The sequence below is a fragment of the Paracoccus hibiscisoli genome (genome assembly GCF_005048265.1).
Taxonomy (GTDB): Bacteria; Pseudomonadota; Alphaproteobacteria; order Rhodobacterales; family Rhodobacteraceae; genus Paracoccus; species Paracoccus hibiscisoli.
In genome coordinates, this window is sequence record NZ_SUNH01000008.1 from 1 (window position 1) to 21083 (window position 21083).

At 66.0% G+C, this 21083-nt stretch carries 19 protein-coding genes and 1 pseudogene; 7 read left to right on the forward strand and 13 right to left on the reverse strand.

Annotation, left to right across the window (positions count from 1 at the left end; genetic code table 11):
* The 5 genes from FA740_RS06160 to FA740_RS06180 form a co-directional block, all read right to left on the reverse strand.
* Window positions 1-179: transposase (locus FA740_RS06160; protein WP_211243655.1), on the reverse strand; the 179-nt coding region annotated here is incomplete at its 3' end.
* Between the two features lie 198 nt (window positions 180-377).
* Window positions 378-662, reverse strand: a complete 285-nt coding sequence (locus tag FA740_RS06165; protein WP_136855910.1) for an ElaB/YgaM/YqjD family protein — start codon at window positions 660-662, stop codon at window positions 378-380.
* Window positions 663-668: 6 nt separating this feature from the next.
* Entirely contained in the window at window positions 669-1550 is an 882-nt protein-coding gene (locus tag FA740_RS06170) for an NAD(P)-dependent oxidoreductase (protein ID WP_136855911.1), read from the reverse strand.
* 12 nt (window positions 1551-1562) lie between these two features.
* Window positions 1563-3050: an aldehyde dehydrogenase family protein gene (locus FA740_RS06175; RefSeq protein WP_136855912.1), complete on the reverse strand. Its 1488-nt coding sequence runs from the start codon at window positions 3048-3050 to the stop codon at window positions 1563-1565.
* Complete coding sequence (locus FA740_RS06180) at window positions 3047-4462, reverse strand: amidase (protein WP_136855913.1); 1416 nt, start codon at window positions 4460-4462, stop codon at window positions 3047-3049. Before FA740_RS06180 ends, FA740_RS06175 begins: the two co-directional genes overlap by 4 nt.
* A gap of 92 nt (window positions 4463-4554) precedes the next feature.
* On the opposite strand from FA740_RS06180, the gene FA740_RS06185 reads away from it, so the two are divergent.
* Window positions 4555-5361: an IclR family transcriptional regulator gene (locus FA740_RS06185; RefSeq protein ID WP_136855914.1), complete on the forward strand. Its 807-nt coding sequence runs from the start codon at window positions 4555-4557 to the stop codon at window positions 5359-5361.
* A gap of 5 nt (window positions 5362-5366) precedes the next feature.
* On the opposite strand, the gene FA740_RS06190 is transcribed toward FA740_RS06185, so the two are convergent.
* From FA740_RS06190 to FA740_RS06220, 7 genes are all read right to left on the reverse strand, one after another.
* Window positions 5367-6497 carry a M20/M25/M40 family metallo-hydrolase gene (locus FA740_RS06190; protein WP_136855915.1) on the reverse strand — a complete coding sequence of 377 codons (1131 nt, stop codon included), beginning with the start codon at window positions 6495-6497 and terminating at the stop codon, window positions 5367-5369.
* Window positions 6494-7663 (reverse strand): M20 aminoacylase family protein, encoded by a 1170-nt coding sequence (locus FA740_RS06195; RefSeq protein ID WP_136855916.1) that lies wholly within the window; start codon window positions 7661-7663, stop codon window positions 6494-6496. Before FA740_RS06195 ends, FA740_RS06190 begins: the two co-directional genes overlap by 4 nt.
* Window positions 7647-9320, reverse strand: coding sequence for an ABC transporter ATP-binding protein (locus FA740_RS06200; protein WP_136855917.1), 1674 nt, complete (start codon window positions 9318-9320; stop codon window positions 7647-7649). The genes FA740_RS06195 and FA740_RS06200 overlap by 17 nt, the downstream gene beginning before the upstream one ends.
* A 4-nt stretch (window positions 9321-9324) precedes the next feature.
* Window positions 9325-10200: an ABC transporter permease gene (locus tag FA740_RS06205; protein ID WP_136855918.1), complete on the reverse strand. Its 876-nt coding sequence runs from the start codon at window positions 10198-10200 to the stop codon at window positions 9325-9327.
* Entirely contained in the window at window positions 10200-11141 is a 942-nt protein-coding gene (locus FA740_RS06210; protein WP_136855919.1) for an ABC transporter permease, read from the reverse strand. The genes FA740_RS06205 and FA740_RS06210 overlap by 1 nt, the downstream gene beginning before the upstream one ends.
* 67 nt (window positions 11142-11208) lie before the next feature.
* The gene (locus tag FA740_RS06215; protein ID WP_246053490.1) at window positions 11209-12762 is read right to left on the reverse strand and encodes an ABC transporter substrate-binding protein; all 1554 of its coding nucleotides are present in this window, start codon (window positions 12760-12762) and stop codon (window positions 11209-11211) included.
* Window positions 12763-12816: 54 nt separating this feature from the next.
* Entirely contained in the window at window positions 12817-14358 is a 1542-nt protein-coding gene (locus FA740_RS06220) for a M81 family metallopeptidase (protein WP_338119656.1), read from the reverse strand.
* A gap of 52 nt (window positions 14359-14410) precedes the next feature.
* On the opposite strand from FA740_RS06220, the gene FA740_RS06225 reads away from it, so the two are divergent.
* From FA740_RS06225 to phnE (FA740_RS06250), 6 genes are all read left to right on the forward strand, one after another.
* Window positions 14411-15202 carry an IclR family transcriptional regulator gene (locus tag FA740_RS06225; RefSeq protein WP_246053492.1) on the forward strand — a complete coding sequence of 264 codons (792 nt, stop codon included), beginning with the start codon at window positions 14411-14413 and terminating at the stop codon, window positions 15200-15202.
* Between the two features lie 816 nt (window positions 15203-16018).
* Window positions 16019-16342, forward strand: a complete 324-nt coding sequence (locus tag FA740_RS06230; protein ID WP_136855922.1) for a hypothetical protein — start codon at window positions 16019-16021, stop codon at window positions 16340-16342.
* A gap of 93 nt (window positions 16343-16435) precedes the next feature.
* Window positions 16436-17410, forward strand: a complete 975-nt coding sequence (gene phnD / locus FA740_RS06235; RefSeq protein WP_246053493.1) for a phosphate/phosphite/phosphonate ABC transporter substrate-binding protein — start codon at window positions 16436-16438, stop codon at window positions 17408-17410.
* A gap of 72 nt (window positions 17411-17482) precedes the next feature.
* Window positions 17483-18307, forward strand: coding sequence for a phosphonate ABC transporter ATP-binding protein (gene phnC / locus FA740_RS06240; RefSeq protein WP_136855923.1), 825 nt, complete (start codon window positions 17483-17485; stop codon window positions 18305-18307).
* On the forward strand, window positions 18304-19101 hold the full coding sequence (gene phnE, locus FA740_RS06245) for a phosphonate ABC transporter, permease protein PhnE (RefSeq protein WP_136855924.1): 798 nt from the start codon (window positions 18304-18306) through the stop codon (window positions 19099-19101). Before phnC ends, phnE (FA740_RS06245) begins: the two co-directional genes overlap by 4 nt.
* Entirely contained in the window at window positions 19098-19919 is an 822-nt protein-coding gene (phnE, locus tag FA740_RS06250) for a phosphonate ABC transporter, permease protein PhnE (RefSeq protein ID WP_136855925.1), read from the forward strand. The genes phnE (FA740_RS06245) and phnE (FA740_RS06250) overlap by 4 nt, the downstream gene beginning before the upstream one ends.
* A gap of 218 nt (window positions 19920-20137) precedes the next feature.
* Here the strand turns inward: phnE (FA740_RS06250) and FA740_RS06255 are convergent.
* Window positions 20138-20971: pseudogene (locus FA740_RS06255) on the reverse strand (IS3 family transposase); the annotation flags it as partial.
* Between the last annotated feature and the right edge of the window lie 112 nt (window positions 20972-21083).

Below are 21083 nucleotides of genomic sequence, written 5' to 3' on the forward strand. Positions count from 1 at the left end.
AGGCAGAACTGGATCGCTGCATTCGACAAGACCGGCGGGCGCCCGGGGCGGCCCTCATGTGCCGCGTGCCAGGCCATCTCCTTGTCCAGCCAGATCAACAAAGACCCGCGCTTCCTGAGCGCAGCGTCGTAAGCGGGCCAGTTCGTCGTGCGGTAGCGGGCGGGATCGGGCTTGCTCATGCTGCCCGCCTAACCGCATGGACTCGCAATGTGAATCCCTCTCAATAAGAGTTCTGCAACAACGCCCCTTGGCAGCAGTCTTCATAGCATGGCGGGTCCGGGAACGGATCTTTATGAAATGCTGAAACACCTCCTCCTCACCAATCAATGGCGAAGATCTGCGAGCCGAGGGTTCGACACGCAGATCGACAGGTGAGTTCAGCGGCGGGCCATCAGCAAGCCCAGAAGCACGCCGATGCCCGCTGCAATTCCCAAAGCCTGAGCCGGGTAGCCGCGCACAAGGTCTCTGGTTTCCTGGCAACCCAGCTCGGCATAAAAAGCTGCATCCTGCGCTTGCTGTTCGCCGACCTTGTAGAGCCGGTGCGGGCTCGGACATGCTGTCCAGCTATGACACCGGACTTGCGATGTGAATCCCCTGCAGTCTTTGCGCAACAACGCCTCGTCGCTGCCGTGAACCGTGCCTTCTGTAGAGTGCGGTGGCATCTTGGCTCAGGCGGTTGGGCCTGTGCGTAGCAGAGACGCCAGTTCGGGCAGGTTCGCCCCCCCTGCGCCTGCCTCGACCGCCTGCGCCAGGGTCAGGGCGATGCCGTCGGCCACCGCATGGGCGGCACCGGACGCGGCGGACATCTGGCGGTGATAGTCCAGATCCTTGGCGGCATTGGCGATGGAAAAGGCCATCGCCGCGCGGTCGCCCTCGGCCAGAAAGGGCGTGATGCGGTCCAGCGCGACCCCTGCCCCGCCGCCGGCCTGCAAGACATCGATCAGCGTCCGGGGCGCGATGCCCGCATCCTGGGCCTGGGCCGCGGCCTCGGCTAGCAGGGTCAGAAAGCCGACCGAGACGAAATTGTGCAGCAGCTTCAGCCGGTGACCCGATCCCAGGGGGCCGACATGGCGAACGCTTTCGGCAAAGCAACCCAGAAGATCGCGCAAGTCGGCCAGATCCGCCGCGTCCCCGCCGACCAGCAGGTTCAGCCGCCCCTCATGCGCCTCGCGTGCGGTGCGGGTCATCGGGGCGTCCAGATAGCGCCCGCCCGCCGCCGCGACCAATGCCCCCATGCGGCAGGTGGAATCCGGCAGCGCGGTCGAGCAGTCGACGATCACCGCCCCCGGCCGCAGCCCGGCGATGACCCCGTCCGGGGCGGTCAGGACCGCCTCGACCTGAGGCGAGCCGGTGACGCAGAGGATCACCGTATCCGACGCGGCCGCCACTGCCTGTCCGGTCGCGGCGGGGCGCCCGCCAAGGGACAGGATCTCGGTCGCCGGCCGGTTGCCGGGATGGTCCAGGAAGGTCAGCGCATGACCCCGCAGCAGCAGGTTGCGCGCGATACCGTGGCCCATATGGCCCAGCCCGATCAGTCCGACGAACGCCATGCCGTTTCCCCCTCAGTCCGTGTTGATCCAGATGGCCTTGCTGTCCAGATACTCGTCCAGATGCTCGATCCCGCCCTCGCGCCCGTGGCCCGAGGCCTTGACGCCGCCGAAGGGCACCGCCGGGTCGATGGCGTGGTACATGTTCACCCAGACCGTGCCCGCGCGCAGCCGGTGCGCCAGCTTGTGCGCGGTGCCCAGATGCGAGGTGAAGACCCCCGCCGCCAGCCCATAGGGGGTGGCATTGGCGCGCGTGACGACCTCGTCCAGATCATCGAAGGCCAGCGCGGAAAGGACCGGGCCAAAGATCTCGTCGCGGGCGAGGGTCATGTCGTCGGCCACATCGGCAAAGACGGTGGGCTGAAAGAACTGCCCGCCCTCAAGGCCCGGCCCCTTAGCCCGTGCGCCGCCGGTCAGCAGCCGGGCGCCTTCGGCCTGGCCGCGGTCCAGAAAGCCCTGCACCCGTTCGGCCTGGCGGGCCGAGATCAGCGGCCCGATCTCGGTTTCGGGATCAACGCCGGGGCCAAGGCGCAGGGCGCGCGCGTGGTCCGCAAGGCGGTGCAGCACCTCGTCCTGGATCTGGCGGTCGACGAACAGGCGCGATCCGGCGATGCAGATCTGGCCGGAATTGGCAAAGACCGCCATGGCTGCGATGGGGATCGCGCGGTCCAGATCGGCGTCGCGGCAGATGATGACGGGCGACTTGCCGCCCAGCTCCAGCGACACGCGCCGCAGATTGCCCGCCGCTGCCTGCGCGATGGCCCGCCCCGTCGCGGTCGATCCGGTGAAGGCGATGCGGTCCACGCCCGGATGGGCGGCCAGCGGGGCGCCGGCCTCAGGGCCCGTGCCGGTCACGACGTTCAGCACCCCCGGCGGCAGGCCGCAATCCTGCATGATGCGGGCCAGCATCAGCACCGTCAGAGACGCTTCTTCAGAGGGTTTCAGCACCACGGTGCAGCCGGTTGCCAAGGCCGGCGCGATCTTCCAGACGGACCCGGCGATGGGCGCGTTCCAGGGGATTATCGCGCCGATCACGCCCAGGGGTTCGCGCACGGTGAAGGACCGGATCTCGCCGGGGAACGAGTTCGGAATCGTCAGCCCGTGGATCGCGACCGCCTGCCCGGCATAAAAGCGCAGCATTCCTAGCACGCGGCGGCTGTTCGCCAGACTGCGCTGGATCGGCATGCCCATGTCCAGCGTGTCGGACAGGCACAGATCCTGCCATTCGGCCTCGACCCGTTCGGCGATGCGCAACAGGAGGGCCTGACGTTCAAAGGGGGTGAAGCGCGCCCATGGCCCCTCGAAGGCGCGGCGGGCGGCGGCGACGGCGTCCCTGATGTCGGCCTCGGCCCCGCGCGGGACCGTCGCCAGAAGGCGCCCGGTCGCGGGATCGCGCGCCTCGATCACCGTGCCGGACTGCGCATCGCGCCAGTCCCCGTCGATCAGCATCCGGCGGTGCCCGCCATCGTAAAGCGCGGCGGCGCGTTCGGCCCAGTTTGTCATGCCGCCACCCCAGCCAGCCGGGGCCAGGGCTGCGGGGCGGGGGCGATCACCTCCCATGCCCGCGCGGCGCGCAGAACGCCCAGATCGTCGAAGCGGCGGCCCGCGATCTGCAACCCGATGGGCACGCCCTGCGCGTCATACCCGCAGGGCACAGAAATCGCCGGCTGTTCGCCCAGATTGAAGGGCATGGTAAAGCCGATATGCGCCATCGTCCGCGCCATGTCGTTGTCGCAAGGACAGGCCCAATCGGCCGGAAAGGACGTGCTGGGCGAGACCGGCGACAGGATCAGGTCGAACCGTTCGGACATGGCAGTGGTCCTGCGGCGGATCTCGATGGTCGCGGCATAGTCGCGATAGACCGCCTCGCCCGTGCGGCCAAGGCCCGCCTCGGCCCATTCCAGAATCTTGGGCAGGATGCGGCCGCGCCGCGCCTCGGGCAGATCCGAGGTTTCGACCCCGGCGCGGGTGCGCCAGAAATCATCGACATGCTTCAGCATATCGGGCGTCAGCCACGGCGCGATCGGCTCGACGATGGCGCCCGCCTCCTCGAACAGGGCGGCCGCGCGCGTGACAGTGGCGCGCACCTGCGGATCGACCGGCATGCCGCAACCCGCATCCAGCAGCAGGCCAATGCGCAGACCGTCCAGCGTGCCATCCAGATCCTGCCAGTCCAGCGCCGCGGGGGGCAGGTTCATGTGATCGCGCGCGTCCGGTCCCGACAGCACCGCCATCGCCAGCGCCGCATCCGCGACCGTGCGCGTCATCGGGCCCGCCGCCCGGCCCATGAAGGGCGGATCAATGGGCACCCGGCCAAGACTGGGCTTCAGGCCCACCAGCCCGCACCACGCCGCCGGCAGCCGGATCGAGCCGCCGATATCCGTGCCCAGATGGATCGGCCCGTAGCCCGCCGCCCCCGCAGCCCCCGCCCCCGCGCTGGAGCCACCGGGGTTCATCGCAAGGTTCCACGGGTTGCGCGTCAGCCGATGAAAGCTGGACAGGCCCGAGGACAGCATCCCCAGATCGGGCATGGTCGTGCGGCCGGTGAAGACGGCCCCCCCCTCGCGCAGGCGGGCGGCAGGGGGCGCGTCATGGGCCTGCGGCGCGAGGTCCGAGGCGGCGGTGCCAAGGGGCATGGGCACGCCGCGCGTCGCGATGTTTTCCTTGATGGTCACCGGCACGCCGTCCAGCACGGCGCCATTGACCGCCAGTGGCGTGCCCGCGCGCCAGCGTGCCTCGGACGCGCGGGCAGCTGCCATCGTCTCGTCGGGGTCCAGATGCCAGATGGCGTTGATCTGCCCGTCACAGGCCGCGATCCGGTCCAGGACGTCGCGCGCCACCTCGACCGGGGACAGATCGCCCTTGCGGAAGGCGGCCACCATCTGAACCGCGCTCAGCTCATTCGTTCCGGTCATCGGCGTTCCCCTGTTGCAGGCCGTATCGCTGTGCGATATGGATGTATTGATTACGATAGATCGCGCCCTCGCGCCCCGTCAAGCGGTCCCGCATGAACGACATCACCCGTCCCGTCCTGCCCCCCGTCCCGATCGCGCCGCCCCCGGACGATCCCCTGTTCGTCGATGCCATCGCGCGCGGGTTTCAGGTTCTGTCGGCCTTTCACGGCGCCTCGGGGCCGTTGTCCCTGGGCGAGATCGCGGCCCGCAGCGGGCTGGGCAAAAGCGCGGTGCAGCGGATCGTCCACACGCTGCGCCATCAGGGATACCTGCGCCGTGACCCGCGCGATCGCGGCTATCTGCCGGGGCTGCGGCTGCTGGATCACGCGCTGGACTATCAGCGGCTGGACCCGCAGATCGCCCGCGTTCTGCCGGTGCTGATGGAGCTGCGGCGCGAGACGGGCGAGCGGGTCGATTTCAGCCTGCGCGACGATCTGCGGCTGGTCTATGCGCTGCGCTTCCAGTCCAAGCGGGGGTTCTATTCGGCCTCGCTGATCGGGACCAGCGTGCCGCTTTACTGCACGGCGGGGGGGCTTGCGGTCCTCAGCCGCCTGCCCCGCCCCGAGGCCGAGGCGCTGCTGGCCCGGTCCTCGCTGGTGCCCTATTCGCAGCGCACGCTGACCGATCCACAGGCGATCATGGCCCGCGTGGATCAGGCCCGCACCGACGGCTTTGCCATCGCGCAAGAAGAGATCGTCGCCGGAGAGATCGCCCTTGGCGTTCCGGTGCTGGACGAGGGCGGGCAGCCCATCGGCGCCATCCATGTCGCCGGATCGCTCAGCGAATGGGACGCAGGCAGCTTTGCGCGCAGCTTCGCACCCTTGGCCATGACCGCCGCCGGGGGCCTTGGCGGCGGCTGAGCCCATCAGCGGATCTGCGTCAGCAGGCCCGCGGCCAGCCGGGCGCGTTCGGTCAGGCTGGCCACCTCGATATGTTCGTCCAGCGTGTGCAGGCCGCGCCCCCGGACGCCGATGGAATCCAGCGTCGGCACGCCCATCGCCCCGGTGAAGTTCCCGTCCGAGCCGCCCCCGGCGCTGCCTGCGGGCAGATCGAAGCCGATCTGCGCGGCAAGCCCCCGCGCCACGTCCAGCAGCGCCATCGTGCCCGGCTGCGGCTCCCATACGGGGCGGGTGACACCGCGCGTGATGGTGAAATCAACGCCGTTCTCTTCGCCCTGCAGGGCCGTCAGCGCGGCGACGCCCCGGTCCAGGTCCGATTGGGTCTTGGCCATGGACAAGACCTCGGCCCGGCATTCGGAGGGGACGCAGTTCACCCATTGCCCGGCATGAACCACGCCCACCGAAAAAGTGCAGTCCTCGGTCGTCATCGCCTCGATTTCAAGGATGCGCCGCGCCATGGCGGCGATTGCGGATCGCCCGTCCTTGAGTGCCCACCCGGCATGGCTGGGCCTCCCTTCGGTTAAAAGGTTGAAGCGCGCGATGGCATAGCGTCCGATCACCGCGCCCCCGTCGGGGGATGCGGGTTCAGGCAGCAGAACGGCGTGCTGGCCGCGGGCGGCGTCCTCGATCAGGCTGCGGGTGGCCGGGGTGCCGACCTCCTCGTCGGGGGTAAATAGGAACGTCACCGGCAAAGGCGTGGTCAGACCCGCGCGTGCGATCTGGCGCATCGCCTCCAGGAAGACATAATTGCCGCCCTTCATGTCCATGATGCCCGGCCCCCAAGCCTTGCCGTCCTGAACCCGGAAGGGCAGCTTCTCCAGCGTGCCGATCGGATGAACCGTGTCCAGGTGCCCCGACACCAGGATGCCGGGCTGGCCCTGATCCGCATGCGGAAACGTCGCGCGGATCGAGGTGCCAAAGCCCTTGGTCCCCGGCACCGTTTCCACCGTCGCACCGATGGCCGACAGGTCCCGCGCGGCCAGGTCCATCATCCGGCTGACGGCGGCGGCGTCCCAGGTCGGGCTTTCGCATTCGATCCAGGGGCGCAGGCCCGCCAGCATCGCGTCATCGTCAAAGGGCAGGTCAACCGCGCTCATGCGGCCACCGGCAGGCGGCGTTCGATCAGGCGGGCATAGATGGACGCGCCGACCGGCAGGATCGCCTCGTCCAGCACGAAGCCCGGATTGTGCAGCGGCACAGTGCCCGCATGGCCCACGTTGCCATAGGCGCCGGGAACCTGCTGCAGCATGTCGGCGAAATCCTCGGACCCGGTGAAAGGGTGGGAATCGTCGCGCACGTTTTCGGTCCCCAGCACGTCGGCTGCGGCCTGGGTCCACGCGTCCGACAGGTCGGCGTCGTTCACCAGCACGTCAAAGATTTCGCGGAACGCGCAGGTGATCTGCAGATCGAACGCCTGCGCGGCGCCGTCGCAGATGGCGCGCATGCGGGCCTGCATCAGGTCACGGACCTCGGGCTTGAAAAAGCGGATCGTGCCGGCCAGCGTCGCGGTTTCGGGCACGACGTTATAGGCGCTGCCCGCGTGGATCTGGGTCACCGACAGCACGGCCTGATCCAGCGGCGCGACGTTGCGGCCCAGGATTGTCTGGAACTGCCCGACCAGCCCGGTTGCCGCGACCAGCGCGTCGCGCGACTGTTGCGGCATCGCGGCGTGGCTGCCCTTGCCGGTCACGGTGATGTCGAAAAAGGACGCCCCCGCCATCGCCGGTCCCTTGCACAGCGTGGCCTTGCCCGACTGGCCGGTGGGCTGGTTGTGCATGCCGTAGACCTCGTCCACCGGAAACCGCTGGAACAGGCCGTCGGCGATCATGGCGCGTGCGCCGCCCAGACCCTCCTCGGCGGGCTGGAAGATCAGGACCGCGGTGCCGTCGAAATTGCGCGTCCGGGCCAGGTACTGCGCAGCCCCCAGCAGCATGGTCGTGTGCCCGTCATGGCCACAGGCATGCATCTTGCCGGCTTGGGTCGAGGCATGGGCCAGGCCGGTCAATTCCTGAATCGGCAGCGCGTCCATGTCGGCGCGCAGGCCGATGCGGCGGTTGCCCTGACCGCGGCCATGCACGATGCCCACGACGCCGGTCTTGCCCACGCCCTCGTGGACCTCGTCCACGCCCCATTCGCGCAGCTTTGCCGCGACGACGGCGCTGGTGCGGACCTCCTCCATGCCGATCTCGGGGTGGGCGTGCAGGTCGCGGAAGATGGCCGTCAGGTCCGGGACGGCGGCGTCGATCTCAGGCAGGTTCGGCATGTCTCACCTCTGGCATTGCGCGGAAGTTCTGAAAGTCCCAGGACCGGCCGGGGGCGGCCTCGATCAGGGCGCGGGTATAGGGGTGGGCGGGGGCGGCCAGCACCTGGCCTGCGGGCCCGTGTTCGACGACCGCGCCGCGCTGCATCACGATCACCTCGTCGCAGATCTGGGCGGCGACGCGCAGGTCGTGGGTGATGAAGACGATGGCGATGCCCAGATCGCGCTGCAACTGGTCCAGCAGGTCCAGCACCTGCGCCTGCACCGACACGTCCAGCGCGGACACGGCCTCGTCGGCAACCAGCACGTCGGGGCGCATCATCACCGCCCGGGCGATCGCGATCCGCTGCCGCTGACCGCCCGAGAACTGGTGCGGATAGCGGGCCAGCGCATCGGCGGGCAGGCCCACGACGCCCATCAGGCGCGCGGCCTCGGCCATCGCGTCCGCACGGGTGGTGCCATAGTTCAGCGGCCCCTCGATCAGGCTTTCGCCGATGGTCCAGCGGGGGTTCAGCGACCGCATCGGATCCTGGAACACCACCTGCAGCTTGCGCCGGTGCGGGCGCAGGGCGCTGCGCGACAGGGTCGCGATGTCGGCATCGTCCAGAAGGATGCGCCCCGAGGTCGGGTCGATCAGCCGCATAATGCAGCGCGCGACGGTCGATTTGCCCGACCCGCTTTCGCCCACGATGCCCAGGGTGCGGCCGCGGGACAGCGAAAACGTCACGTCCTTGGCCGCATGGGCCTGCGGCAGCTTCCGCAGGATGCCCCCGCCGCCATAGATCTTGTTCAGCCGTTCTACCCGCAGGACCGCATCGTCCCCGGCGGGGCGGGCGTCGCGCGGCGACAGGCTGGGCACGGCCTGCAGCAGCTTGCGGGTATAGTCGGCCCGGGGCTCGCGCAGCAGCGTCTCGACCGCGCCATGTTCGACGATCTCTCCGTGCTTCATGACATAGACGGTGTCGGCGATTTCCGCGACGACGCCCATGTCATGGGTGATGAACAGCACCGCCGTGCCGTGGTCGCGCTGCAATTCGTCGATCAGCGCCAGGATCTGCTTTTGCGTGGTCACATCCAGCGCGGTCGTGGGTTCGTCCGCGATCAGCAGGACCGGTTCCAGCACCAGCGCCATCGCGATCATGATGCGCTGGCGCTGGCCGCCCGATAGCTGGTGGGGATAGGATTTGAAGATGCGTTCCACGTCGGGCAGATGCACCTGTTCCATGATCGCGACCGCGCGCCTGCGGCGTTCCGCGGTGCCCATGTCGGTGTGCAGCTCCATCACCTCCATGATCTGGTCGCCGACGCGCAGCACCGGGTTCAGCGCGGTCATGGGTTCCTGAAAGATCATGGCCACGCGGGCGGCGCGCAGTTCGCGCATCTGGGCCTGCGTCAGCGGCAGCAGATCGCGGCCCTGCAGCTGGATCGTGCCACCCGCCACCTGTAGGGCCTGGGGCAGCAGCCCCATGATCGCAAGCGAGGTGACCGATTTCCCCGACCCGGATTCGCCCACCAAGCAGACGGTTTCGCCCGCGCGAATGGTCACGTCGATCGACTTCAGCACGCCGGGGTTGCCCGGCGTGTCCGGAAGGGTCACGGTCAGGTCGCAGGCCTGCAGGACCACGTCGGCGGTGTCGAAATTGCGTGTCTTGAACAGCATGGCCTTACCCCGCCCGTTTCTTCAGCCGCGGGTCCAGCATGTCGCGCGCCGCGTCGCCCAGAAGGTTGATCGACAGGATGCACAGCGACAGCGCGATGCCCGGATACAGGATCAGTTCCGGCTTGATGCGGAAGAACAGCCGACCCTCGGCCATGATGTTGCCCCAGGTGGGGGTCTCGGTGCTGACGCCCGCACCCAGAAAGGACAGGATCGCCTCGGTCAGGATGGCGCTGGCGAGGATATAGGTGCCCTGCACGATCAGCGGCGCGGTCGTGTTGGGGACCAGATGCCGCACCAGGATCTTGCGCATCGGCGTCCCAAGCGCGATCGCGGCCTCGACATAGGGTTCCTCGCGCGCGGACAGGACCACGGCGCGGACCAGACGGACGACGCGGGGAATCTCGGGGATGGTGATCGCGGCGATGACCGACCCGACCGACGGTCCGTTCAGCGCCACCAGCGCGATCGCCAGCAGAATCGACGGGATCGCCATCAGCGCGTCCATCATCCGCATGATGATCGCGTCCGCAGTGCGGAAGAATCCCGCGATCATGCCGATGATCAGCCCCAGCAGGACCGACACAACGGCTGTGGCGATGCCGATGATCAGCGACAGCTGTCCCCCGATCAGCACCCGGCTGAAGATGTCGCGGCCGAAATTGTCGGTGCCCAGGGGGTGACCCTCGATCGGGCCCTGCAGACGTGCCATGGGGTTCATGGTCAGCGGATCGTGCGGCGCGATCCAGCCCGCCAGCAGCGTCAGGACGACGATGATCGCCAGCACCAGCGCCGCGATCTTGCTGCCCAGGCCGAACTGCGGCAGGCGCAGCGCGCGCAGGACCGGCTGCATCGCCGAGGTCGGTTGCGGTACCTGTGCCATCAGTAACGGATCCTTGGATCAAAGAAGCTGTAGCTGAGGTCGATCAGCAGGTTCACCAGCACGTAGAGAAAACTGGTCAGCAGGATCATCGCCTGGATCACCGGATAGTCGCGCGCCAAGATCGCATCGACTGTCAGGCGGCCCACGCCGGGAATGTTGAAGACGGTTTCCGTCACCACCACGCCCCCGATCAGCAAGGCAAAGCCCGTGCCGATCACGGTCAGGATCGGCACGGCCGCGTTCTTCAGCGCGTGGCGGAACAGAACGGTGCGTTCGGGCGCCCCCTTGGCGCGGGCGGTGCGGATGTAGTCCTCGCCCAGAACCTCAAGCATGTTGGCGCGGGTCATGCGGGCGATCAGCGCGATATAGATCGTGGACAGCGTCAGCGCGGGCAGGAAGGCGTTCGACAGGAACCCGCCCAGGCCCGCCGACAGCGGCGTATAACCTTGGACGGGAAACCAGCCCAGCTGCAGCGAAAAGACCAGGATGAACAGATAGCCGATCACGAAGACGGGGACCGAGAAGCCCAGCACCGAGAATGTCATCACCGCGTAATCGGCGGCGCTGCGGTGCTTCCATGCGGCCAGCACACCCATCGGCACGGCCAAGGCCACCGACATGATGATCGTCAGCAGCGCGATGGACAGCGTTGGGGCAATGCGATCCGCGACCATCGTGGCCACCGGCGTATTGGAGATCAGTGACACGCCCAGATCACCGCGCAGCAACTGCCCGACCCAGGTCAGGAACTGGATGTGGATCGGGTCGTTCAGGCCCATCGCCTCGCGGATGCGTTCCAGTTGGGCGGGCGTGGCCATGTCGCCCGCGATGATCGCAGCCGGATCGCCCGGTGTCAGGCGCAGCAGCAGAAAGACGAAGACGGCGACCAGCAGCATCACCGGAATGACGGCAAGGCAGCGCCGCAGGATATACCCCAGCATCAGGTTCCTCCGGTCAGGGCGGGAGCGGGGGCGGGCGCGCCGCCCCCCTTGCGGTGTCAGGGACGGATCACTCGGATTTCTGAACGCCCCAGAAGACCGGGACGGGCGAATTGATCATGTCGGTGATCGTGGTGCGGCGCGCCTGCGGCAGGGTGTACTGCCCCAGGGGGATCAGCAGCCCGTTCTCAAGCGCGTGGGCCTGGATTTCCTCGGCGACCGCCACCTGGGCGTCGGCGTCAGGGGCGTCGATGAACTCCTCCTTCAGCGCCTCGATCGTCTCGTCCGTAGGCCAGCCGAACCAGGCATCATCGCCCCGCCCGTTCAGCATCGGGTTCGAAATGGGGTTCGAGATCTCAGGCACCATCCAGTTGGTGATGAAGATGTTCCAGCCACCCTCGGCCGGGGCCGCCTGGCTGGCGCGGCGCGTGACCAGCGTCTGCCAGTCCATCGGCTGCAGTTCGACTTGGAACCCCGCCTCGCGCAGCATCTGCGAGATGACGACGGGCTGGGTGGCCAGCGCGACCATGTCGGTCGGCGCCATCAGCACGACCGGCGTTCCGTCATAGCCCGCCTCTTCGAGCAGGGCGCGCGCCTCGTCCGCGCCGCCGCCCCCTGTCAGGGTCTCGGTGCCGGTCGCGTTTTCCAGCGGCGTGCCGCAGCCCAGAATGGCGCCGCAGACCGAATAGTATTCCGGGTTGCCCACCATCGCGGCCAGCACGGGTTCCTGGGTGATCGCCTTGATCGCGGCCTGACGGACCTGGACGTTGTCAAAGGGCGGGTGCAGGAAGTTCATCCGCGTCATCGTCTGCATGCCGGTCGGTTCACGTGTCTCGACGACGATGTTCGGATCGCCTTCCAGCAGCGGGATCAAGTCGACCTGCATCGCCTCGATGTAGTCGATTTCGCCACCAGACAGCGCGTTCACGGCGGTCTGGACGTCGGGCATGTTGACCCATTCGACCCGGTCAACGTTCACGACCTTGCCCCCCGCCATCCAGTCGGCCGGCTCGTCGCGGGGCACGTAATCGTCGAATTTCTCATAGACGACCTTCAACCCCGGCTGGAACTCGGCCTCGACGAAACGAAACGGTCCCGATCCGACATATTCTGTGATCGCCGTGTCCGACGGCGTCTCGGCCACCCGGGCGGGCATGATGAAGGGCGGCAGGGCCGACTGCTTGGACAGCACATCCAGCATCGGAACGAAGGCTTCGGTCAGGGTCCAGGTGATGGTGCGATCATCTGTCGCCTCAAGGCTTTCGGTGCGGTCCATGATGACCTGCCCACCCGCATCGCGTTCCCCCCACCGGTTCAGCGAGGCCACCGCATCGGTCGCCGTCACCGGCGCGCCGTCGTGAAAGACCAGCCCCTCGCGCAAGGTGAAGACATAGGTCAGCCCGTCATCCGAGATCGTCCAGTCCGCCATTTGCGGCTGTGGCTGGAATTCCGAATCCTGCGCGATCAGCACGTCATAGATCATGTAGGCGTGGTTGCGGCTGATATGGGCGGTGGTGATGATCGGGTCCAGCACGCGCAGGCCCGAATGCATCACCGCGGTGATGGTCGTTTCGGCGAAGGCCGCACCCGTCAGCATGGTCGAGGCAAGAAGCGTTGCAGTCACTCGGTTGAACATGATGTCCTCTCTGTTGAAGATCCGCGCTGGTCGATCTTGGCGTCAGTCTGGCGCGTGGGGTGTAAAGGGCGGGCCACCCGGCTCCAGCCTCAGGCCGGGGGACAGGTGACGAAAGGGCAGGACTGCGGGGCTGACCGGCATCGGGCCGGGTGCCGCGCAGGTCAGGATCTCGGCCGCGACGGGTTCGAAATCGGCGCGGAAGTGGTTCGAGCTTTTGACGACCAGGATCTTCTGATCCTCGGGGACGATCCCCAGGAACCGGAACATCTGCCGGTCGGCCATTTGGGCCTTTTCGCTGGCGACCGCGATCCGCACGCCGCCGATGCGCAGCGCGGCCGATGGGCCAAGCGACAACCGCGCGCCGCCGTAATAGGGGCCGGTCGCGTGGCACTGCCCGTCCGAAAGGGCCTCGACCGTGAAGTTGCCGCGAAAGGGGGCATCGCCCGGAATGCCGGACCTGCCGCCCAGATCCAGCGTGATCCGCGCGCCTGCCCCCGCCGCATGGGCGGCGGCGGCGGCATCCGGATCGACCATCAACCCGATGGCGGCGTTCTGGGCGTCGGCTTCGACTAGGGCGCGCAGCATGCCGGTCGTGTCCGAATTGCCGCCCGCGCCGGGATTGTCCTGCGTGTCCACCAGGATCACAGGGCCCTGCGCCTGCGCCATCGCCGCGCGGACCCCTTCACTTGGCGTGAAGCACTGGCCGCGAAAGCCATCCTCGGCTTCGCCAAGGGCCGCGGCGATGCGGCCCGCCACCGCGTCGGCCTGCGCCTGGCTTTCCGCATAGGTGATGACCGAGGGGCGGCAGTCCGCGAAATCCGCCGCTGGAAAGCCCATGAATAGCGAGGCGCAGACCCCTTCGGCCTCGGCCGCGTCAATCATCGCGTAAAGATCGCGCGCCGGGCGGGTCGAGGTCGCCTGCCAGGCGATGGGGATCAGGAAACCCGCCTGCCGGAACGCCTTGAAGGCCGCGCCGCCCGCCATCAGCCGCCCCAGCTGGATGCCGGCACGGCGCCCCGTCTCGGCCATGTCGACATGGGGATAGGTGCGAAAGCCCACCATGACGTCGGCCTGGCGCACCATCTGTTCGCTGATATTGCCATGCAGGTCCAAGGCCGCAACCACGGGGACGTCCGGCCCCACCGCCGCGCGCACCCGCTCCAGCAACACGCCTTCGCCGTCGGGGGCGCCTTCGGCCACCATCGCGCCATGCAGGTCCAGAAACACCCCGTCCAGCGGGCCAAGATCGCGCAGCCCCGCCACCAGCTCGTCCGAGATGGCCCGATAGCACTTCGCCGTCACCGGAGCCGAGGGCACTGCCCCCGCCCAGATCACCGGCAGCAGCTGCCAGCCGGCATCCTGCGCATGCGCGATCAGCCCGGCCACCGGCAGGTTCACCCCGGCGGCGCTGCGGATGATCTGGTCCCCCCGGCACAGCGGCAGGTAGCCACCGCCCTGATGGAAGGCCGCCATGTCCGCCGGGCTGGGCGCGAACGAATTGCTTTCGTGGACGAACCCGGCGACAGCGACCCGTGGGCTTGGAGAGGTTTGCGGCATTTGTATTGCTGTCCGATACGGCTGCATTGTATGTTGAGATTAGAAGCTTGGATTTCGACCTGTCAACGCCGGAGATGACGTGACGCAGAAAGCGCCGCCCCCCGACGCCGGGAATGCGCCCGATGGGATGTTCAACCAGTCGCTTGCCCGCGGGATAAGCGTTCTGGAATCCTTTCGCGGCGCGGGGGGGCCGCTGACCCTGGCGCAGATCGCGGCACGCACCGGACTGACCCGCAGCGCCGCGCAGCGTCTGGTCCATACCTTGCGCAAGCTGGGCTATTTGACGCTGACCCAGGATGGGCACGGTTTTCTGCTGCATCTGCCGGTGCTGGATCTGACGCATGACTACCTGCGGCTGAACCCGCTTCTGCGCCGCGCCAGTCCGTTTCTGCTGGAACTGCGCCAGCAGGTGCGCGAACGGGTGGATCTGTCGCTGTTCGACGGGGCGCGGATGGTCTATGCCAGCCGCCTGCAAAGCAAGCGCGAGGCGTTCTTTGCCACGTTGGTGGGCAACACTGTTCCCTCGACCAGCACATCGGGCGGATGGGCGGCCCTGGCCCTGCTGCCCGACGCCGAAATCGACGCCATCCTGACCGCAACCACGCTACCCGCCCTAACCCCGCGCACACTGACCGATCCAGATGCGATACGGGCAGAGATCTCCAAGACCCGCCGTGATGGGCACGCCTTGGCGGTGGAACAGGTGCTGATGGGCGAGGTCGCTATCGGCATGGCCATTCCGGACGCGGCGGGCCGCCCGGCCGGCGCGATCCATGTGGCTGGATCGCTTGCCGAATGGGCGCCCGAGGCCTTTCGCCGTCATGTCGTCCCGTCTCTGGCCGAAGCCGTTCGCAATATCGGCTGCGCCTAGCAATCGTGTCAATACGGCGGTCTAAGGCCTTCATGTCTCGCATGTTCGACGATGGGTTGAACGGGTCGGCGCCTTTCATGGTCTTGTACGCCTCAGGTTAGCGCAATAGCCGACAATAAGCGGCTTTGGTGATTATGATCGCCTCTTGTCACGTAGAGTAGAACTAGGTGTTGTCGCTGATGATCTTGAAGCTTCAGTGCGCAGACCGTTTCTTACGCAAAAACAATTTATCGTCTCTGCTACTGAAGGCGCGCCGTGACAGGCGCCTTCGACAAGGGTTTGAGGAGCTAGATGTCTAGTCCCGGTCAGCAACCGAAGCTGGACCGACTTCGTTTTTGCAATTCGTGCGTTGTGCGCAGCATTTTGTTGCAAGATCAACAAGCTCATTTCGATAGGACGTCGTCAGAAAACCGCTCGTTTTCCTGACAGACAGTGCCAGCTGATGCATGCTCTTGTACGGGTACCGCCCGGTGATGATGAACGAGGTTTAAGAGCCTGTCCTGTTCGTGGCAGCCAACCCTCTGGGCAGCCTAGTACTGGCGATAGCGTCTGGCATCTTTGACGAACTGCAGACGGTAATCTGGACTGCGTGCTGACACGAGGCAGTCCAGATCACACCGTCGAGGGCGCTTAAATTACACCATGCTCGCGGACACTACTGGCAGTTCGCCATTGGACAAGACTGCCCGATAGTCGCTATGCGGACCGAATTTGGCGGGACAGGACGATTAGACCATGCGACGGACCCCACATTGGCCTGTCAGCCCTCCTCTGGGTGTCGTCCAGATCTTTACCTGGGGCAGCAGATATTATCTGATGGCAATCTTGGCCGGACCAATTGTTGAAGACACAGGTTGGCCTCTGCCGTGGGTGATTGGCACCATCTCGTTGGCGTTGACTGTTGCAGGTCTGGCCGCACCCCATGTTGGCATTTGGATCGTTGGTCAGGAGCGGTATCCCGCACTGATCGGTCGTCTGGCACGCCCGTCGCTCCTTGCGCAGGCAGCAGCGCCAATCCTCGGCGGCATCCTGGTCGCAGGGTGGGGGTCGTCTGCGACGCTCTGGGTCATCGCTGTTCTGGCCGCGGTGAACGTCGCATTCGCTGTATTCATCTTCATCCAGTCTCGGCACCGGATCTGACAAAGTCACTTTGAAGCCAGAAGATCGTCGCCGGATTGCCATGCAGATGTCACCGCGCTGTCATTCGGGGCCGTTAGGGACGGGGCCACCGACATGACCCTGTTTCGCGAGGACCCGATGACCCGCACTGTACTGACCGCCGCCGCCCTCAGCCTTCTCGCCCTGCAGGCCGCACATGCTGAATTTGCGCTCGACTCGCGCTATAGCGATGCCGATGGCGATATGCTTGCCGACATTCCAACTGATGCGGCCGAGCTTTCCGATCCGGCCACGTTGGTCTTTGCCTATACCCCCGTCGAGGACCCGGCCGTTTATGCCGAGGTCTGGCAGGAATTCCTGGACCACATGGCCGAGGTGACCGGCAAGAATGTCCAGTTCTTCCCCGTCGACAGCAACGCCGCCCAGATCGAGGCGATGCGCGCGGGTCGTCTGCATGTCGCGGGCTTCAATACCGGATCCAACCCGCTGGCCGTGGCCTGCGCCGGGTTCCGCCCTTTAGCGATGATGGCCGCCGATGACGGCAGCTTTGGATACGAGATGGAGATCATCACCCATCCCGAAAGCGGCATCGACGATGTCGAGGGCATCCGTGGCGGGCAGATGGCGTTCACAGCCGAGACCTCCAACTCTGGCTACAAGGCACCCTCAGCCCTGCTGCAGGCGGAATACAATATGGTCGCGGGCACCGATTTCACGCCAGTCTTTTCCGGCAAGCACGACAATTCGATCCTCGGCGTGGCCAATCGCGACTATCCCGCCGCTGCCATCGCAAATTCCGTCAAGACCCGGATGATCGAACGCGAGGTGGTGACCGAGGATCAGTTCAAGGTCCTCTATACCTCGGAAACCTTCCCGACGACCGGCTATGGCGTCGCCCATAACCTGACGTCAGAGCTGCAGGACAAGATCCGTCAGGCGTTCTTCGATTTCGACTGGACCGGCACCGCGCTGGAGGCTGAGTTCAGCAATTCCGGGGAATCGCAATTCATCGAGATCAACTTTGCCGACGCCTGGTCGGTCGTGCGCCAGATCGATGAGACAATGGGCGTTGAATATTCCTGCAGCTAATCCGAACAGCAGCAGATAGGCCAGGGGATGCCGCCACATCCCCTGGCCCCACCATTTGAGGGACGAGGCGCGATGCTGGACCTGCAAGGGCTGATCAAAACCTACAAGACGGGCGACCGGGCAGTAAACAACGTCAGCCTGTCAGTGCCCAAGGGACAGATCGTGGGCCTGATCGGGCCGTCGGGGGCGGGAAAATCCTCGCTGATCCGCTGCATCAACCGACTGGTGGAGCCAACGGCGGGGCGTATCACCCTTGGCGGAACCGAGTTGACGGGACTAGCCCCGCGCGCGCTCCGCCGCCAGCGCCGCCGAATTGGGATGATCTTTCAGGAATACGCCCTGGTCGAACGCCTGACGGTGATGGAGAATGTGCTGTCCGGTCGCTTGGGCTATGTCAGCTTCTGGCAAAGTTTCACCCGGCGCTTTCCACCCGCTGACATTGCGCGGGCCTATGCCCTGCTGGATCGGGTCGGCCTATCGGATCACGCGGACAAGCGCGCGGATGCCCTGTCGGGCGGCCAGCGGCAGCGGGTGGGCATCGCCCGCGCACTGGCCCAGGACCCCGAACTGCTGCTTGTCGACGAACCCACTGCCAGCCTGGATCCAAAGACGAGCCGCCAGATCATGCGGCTGCTGACCGAGATTTGTGCCGAGCGCGATCTGCCCGCCATCGTCAACATCCACGATGTGGCCCTGGCACGCCAGTTCCTGCCGCGGATTGTGGGTCTGCGTGCGGGACAGGTCGTTTTTGACGGCTCGCCCGCCGATCTGACCGATGCCGCACTGACCCGCATCTATGGAGACGAGGATTGGGACGCGATGCGCCGCGCCGAGGCCGACGATCAGGCCGAGGCGCGAGAGGCACTGGCCACCCAAGACGCGATGGCCATGGCATGAGATACGCCACCACCTGGAAGCGGCCGCCGCAGATCATCAAGAACCGCCGACTTGCCGTGGCCCTGCAGGTGGGCTTCGCCATCTGGTTCATCGCGGCGCTGGCCACGCTGGATCTGGACTGGGTGCGGATGACCGAGGGGTGGTCGCGCGCGGTCCGCTTTGCCCAGGGTTTCCTGTCGCCCGATTTCACCAGCCGCTGGCGCGACATCTCTCGTGGACTGGAGGAAAGCCTGACAATGACGCTGACGTCGACGGTGGTGGGGGTGGCAATCTCGATCCCCATCGGCATCGGGGCGGCGCGCAACATCGCCCCACGTGCGGTCCATGCGGTCTGCCGGTCGATCATCGCCGTCAGCCGCGCGGTGCAGGAGATCATCATCGCGATCTTTTTCGTGGCCATGTTCGGCTTCGGGCCGTTCGCCGGGTTCCTGACGCTGACCTTTGCCACGATCGGCTTCATCGCCAAGCTGCTAGCTGACGACATCGAGGACTTGGACGAGGCTCAGGTCGAGGCTGTGCGCGCCACCGGCGCCGGTTGGATGCAGGTCATCAATTATGCCGTCCAGCCACAGGTGATGCCGCGCCTGATCGGCCTGTCCGTCTATCGCCTGGACATCAATTTTCGCGAAAGCTCGGTCATTGGGATCGTGGGGGCGGGCGGCATCGGGGCGACCCTGAACACTGCCATTGATCGTTACGAATATGACAGTGCTGGCGCGATCCTGCTGATCATCATCGTCATTGTGATGATCGCTGAATACGGGTCGTCCTATCTGAGAAAGTTCCTGCAATGACCGATGTCACCGATCACCTGAAGGGCGACCGGATCTGGACGTGGCGCACGCCCAGGCATCGACTGCTATTGTGGGCAGGCTGGCTGGGGTTGGTTGCCTTGTTCGTCTGGTGCTGGGGGGTGATGACCAAGGGCACGATCTGGGCCTTTGTGTGCGATGCACCAGCGCAGGCGGCCGATATCGGCGGGCGCATGATCCCGCCGTCCTTCGGCTATCTGCCCGAACTGATGGGGCCGCTGTGGGACACGCTGAACATGGCCACGCTTGGCACTATGCTGGGCGTCGTAATGGCGGTGCCGGTGGCGTTTCTGGCGGCGCGCAACACCTCGCCCTCACCGCGCCTGCTGCGACCGGTGGCGATGTTCGTGATCGTCGCTTCACGGTCGATCAACGCGCTGATCTGGGCGCTGCTGCTGGTGGCGATCCTGGGACCGGGGCTGCTGGCCGGGATCATCGCAATCGCGCTGCGGTCGATCGGCTTTATCGGCAAGTTGCTGTACGAAGCAATTGAGGAAACTGACCCCCGCCAGATCGAGGCCGTGACGGCCACCGGCGCCGGGCCCGCGCAGGTGCTGACCTACGGGATCGTACCGCAGGTGCTGCCGGCCTTCTGGGGGATTACGGTGTTCCGGTGGGACATCAACATCCGCGAAAGCGCCATCTTGGGGCTGGTCGGGGCGGGCGGGCTGGGGCTAAAGCTGCAGGCTTCACTGAACACGCTGGCCTGGCCGCAGGTCACGATGATCCTGATCGTGATCCTGGGGACGGTCGTCGTGTCAGAATGGATTTCCGGAACAGTGCGGCGCGCGTTGATCTAAGTCGTCTTCGCTAGGCTATTAACGCTGTGTGTCATGCAGTACTGCGGGCCTTGTTGCGCAAAGCTTTGCAAGGTATTCACATAGCAAGTCCAGTGTCGTAGCTAGATAACATGTCCAAGCCCGCGCCCACACGCTAGTGCACCTTGAACTGGTCATCCTACAACGCGTGCCCTGCTCCCCAACCTTGGACCGCCGGATGCTGGAGTTTTCCGGCTTGGTCATGGCGACGGGCTGGTTGCGCCGCCAGGATAATGCAGGGCGATCGGTACGTTATATCCGATCGCGCTGTGGGGTCGGTTCTCGTTGTAGTGTCTACGCCAATCCTCCATTTTTTCCTGCGCGTCCGCAAGGCTCATGAACCAGTGAGCGTTCAGGCATTCGGACCGATGCTTGCTGTTGAACGCCTCGATGAAGCCGTTGTCTGTCGGCTTTCCAGGGCGTGAGAAGTCCAGGGTGACATCGTTGGCATAGGCCCACAGGTCGAGATCGCGACAGATAAATTCGCTGCCATTGTCGACCCGGATCGTTCTGGGATATCCGACTTGGGCACCGACCCGTTCCAGTGTCCGGACCACATCCTCGCCGCGGTAGGTGAAGCGCGGGTCGGCCGCTGGACAGAAACGGGAATGCGTATCCTCGTTCGTCAGGATCCGCAGCTTGTTGCCCAGGGCGAGTTGGTCATGAACAAAATCCATGGCCCAGACATCGTTCGGCCTGACAGCCTCCTGGCGATCATCGCGCAGCTTGGCCTTCACCCGCCGTTTCGGGTTCTTGTTCTTGAGCTGCAGACCCAAGTCATTGTAAATCCCTCGGGTCTTCTTGATGTTCACCGGCCATCCCTCGCGTCGCAGCAAGATGTGGACACGCCGGTAGCCGTAGCGCACCCGCGTTTCGCAGATCTCCCTGATCCGTCTCTCGACGGCAGCCTGGTCCGTGCGCCGGGACTTGTAGTGGAACGTGGAGGTGTCGAACCGCAGTGCCCCACAAGCCCTGCGTATCGACGCGCCCCAATCGATGCACATCCCGTGAACTAATTCGCGCATCCGGCCAGGCCCGCTGATGACTGAGCGGTTGGCATTGCCAGCCTGCAGAGCAAGATCCGACGGCGAGCAGCTGCTGCGGCTTGTCCTCAATGAACTTGACAAGGATTGGGTGACGGCCGGC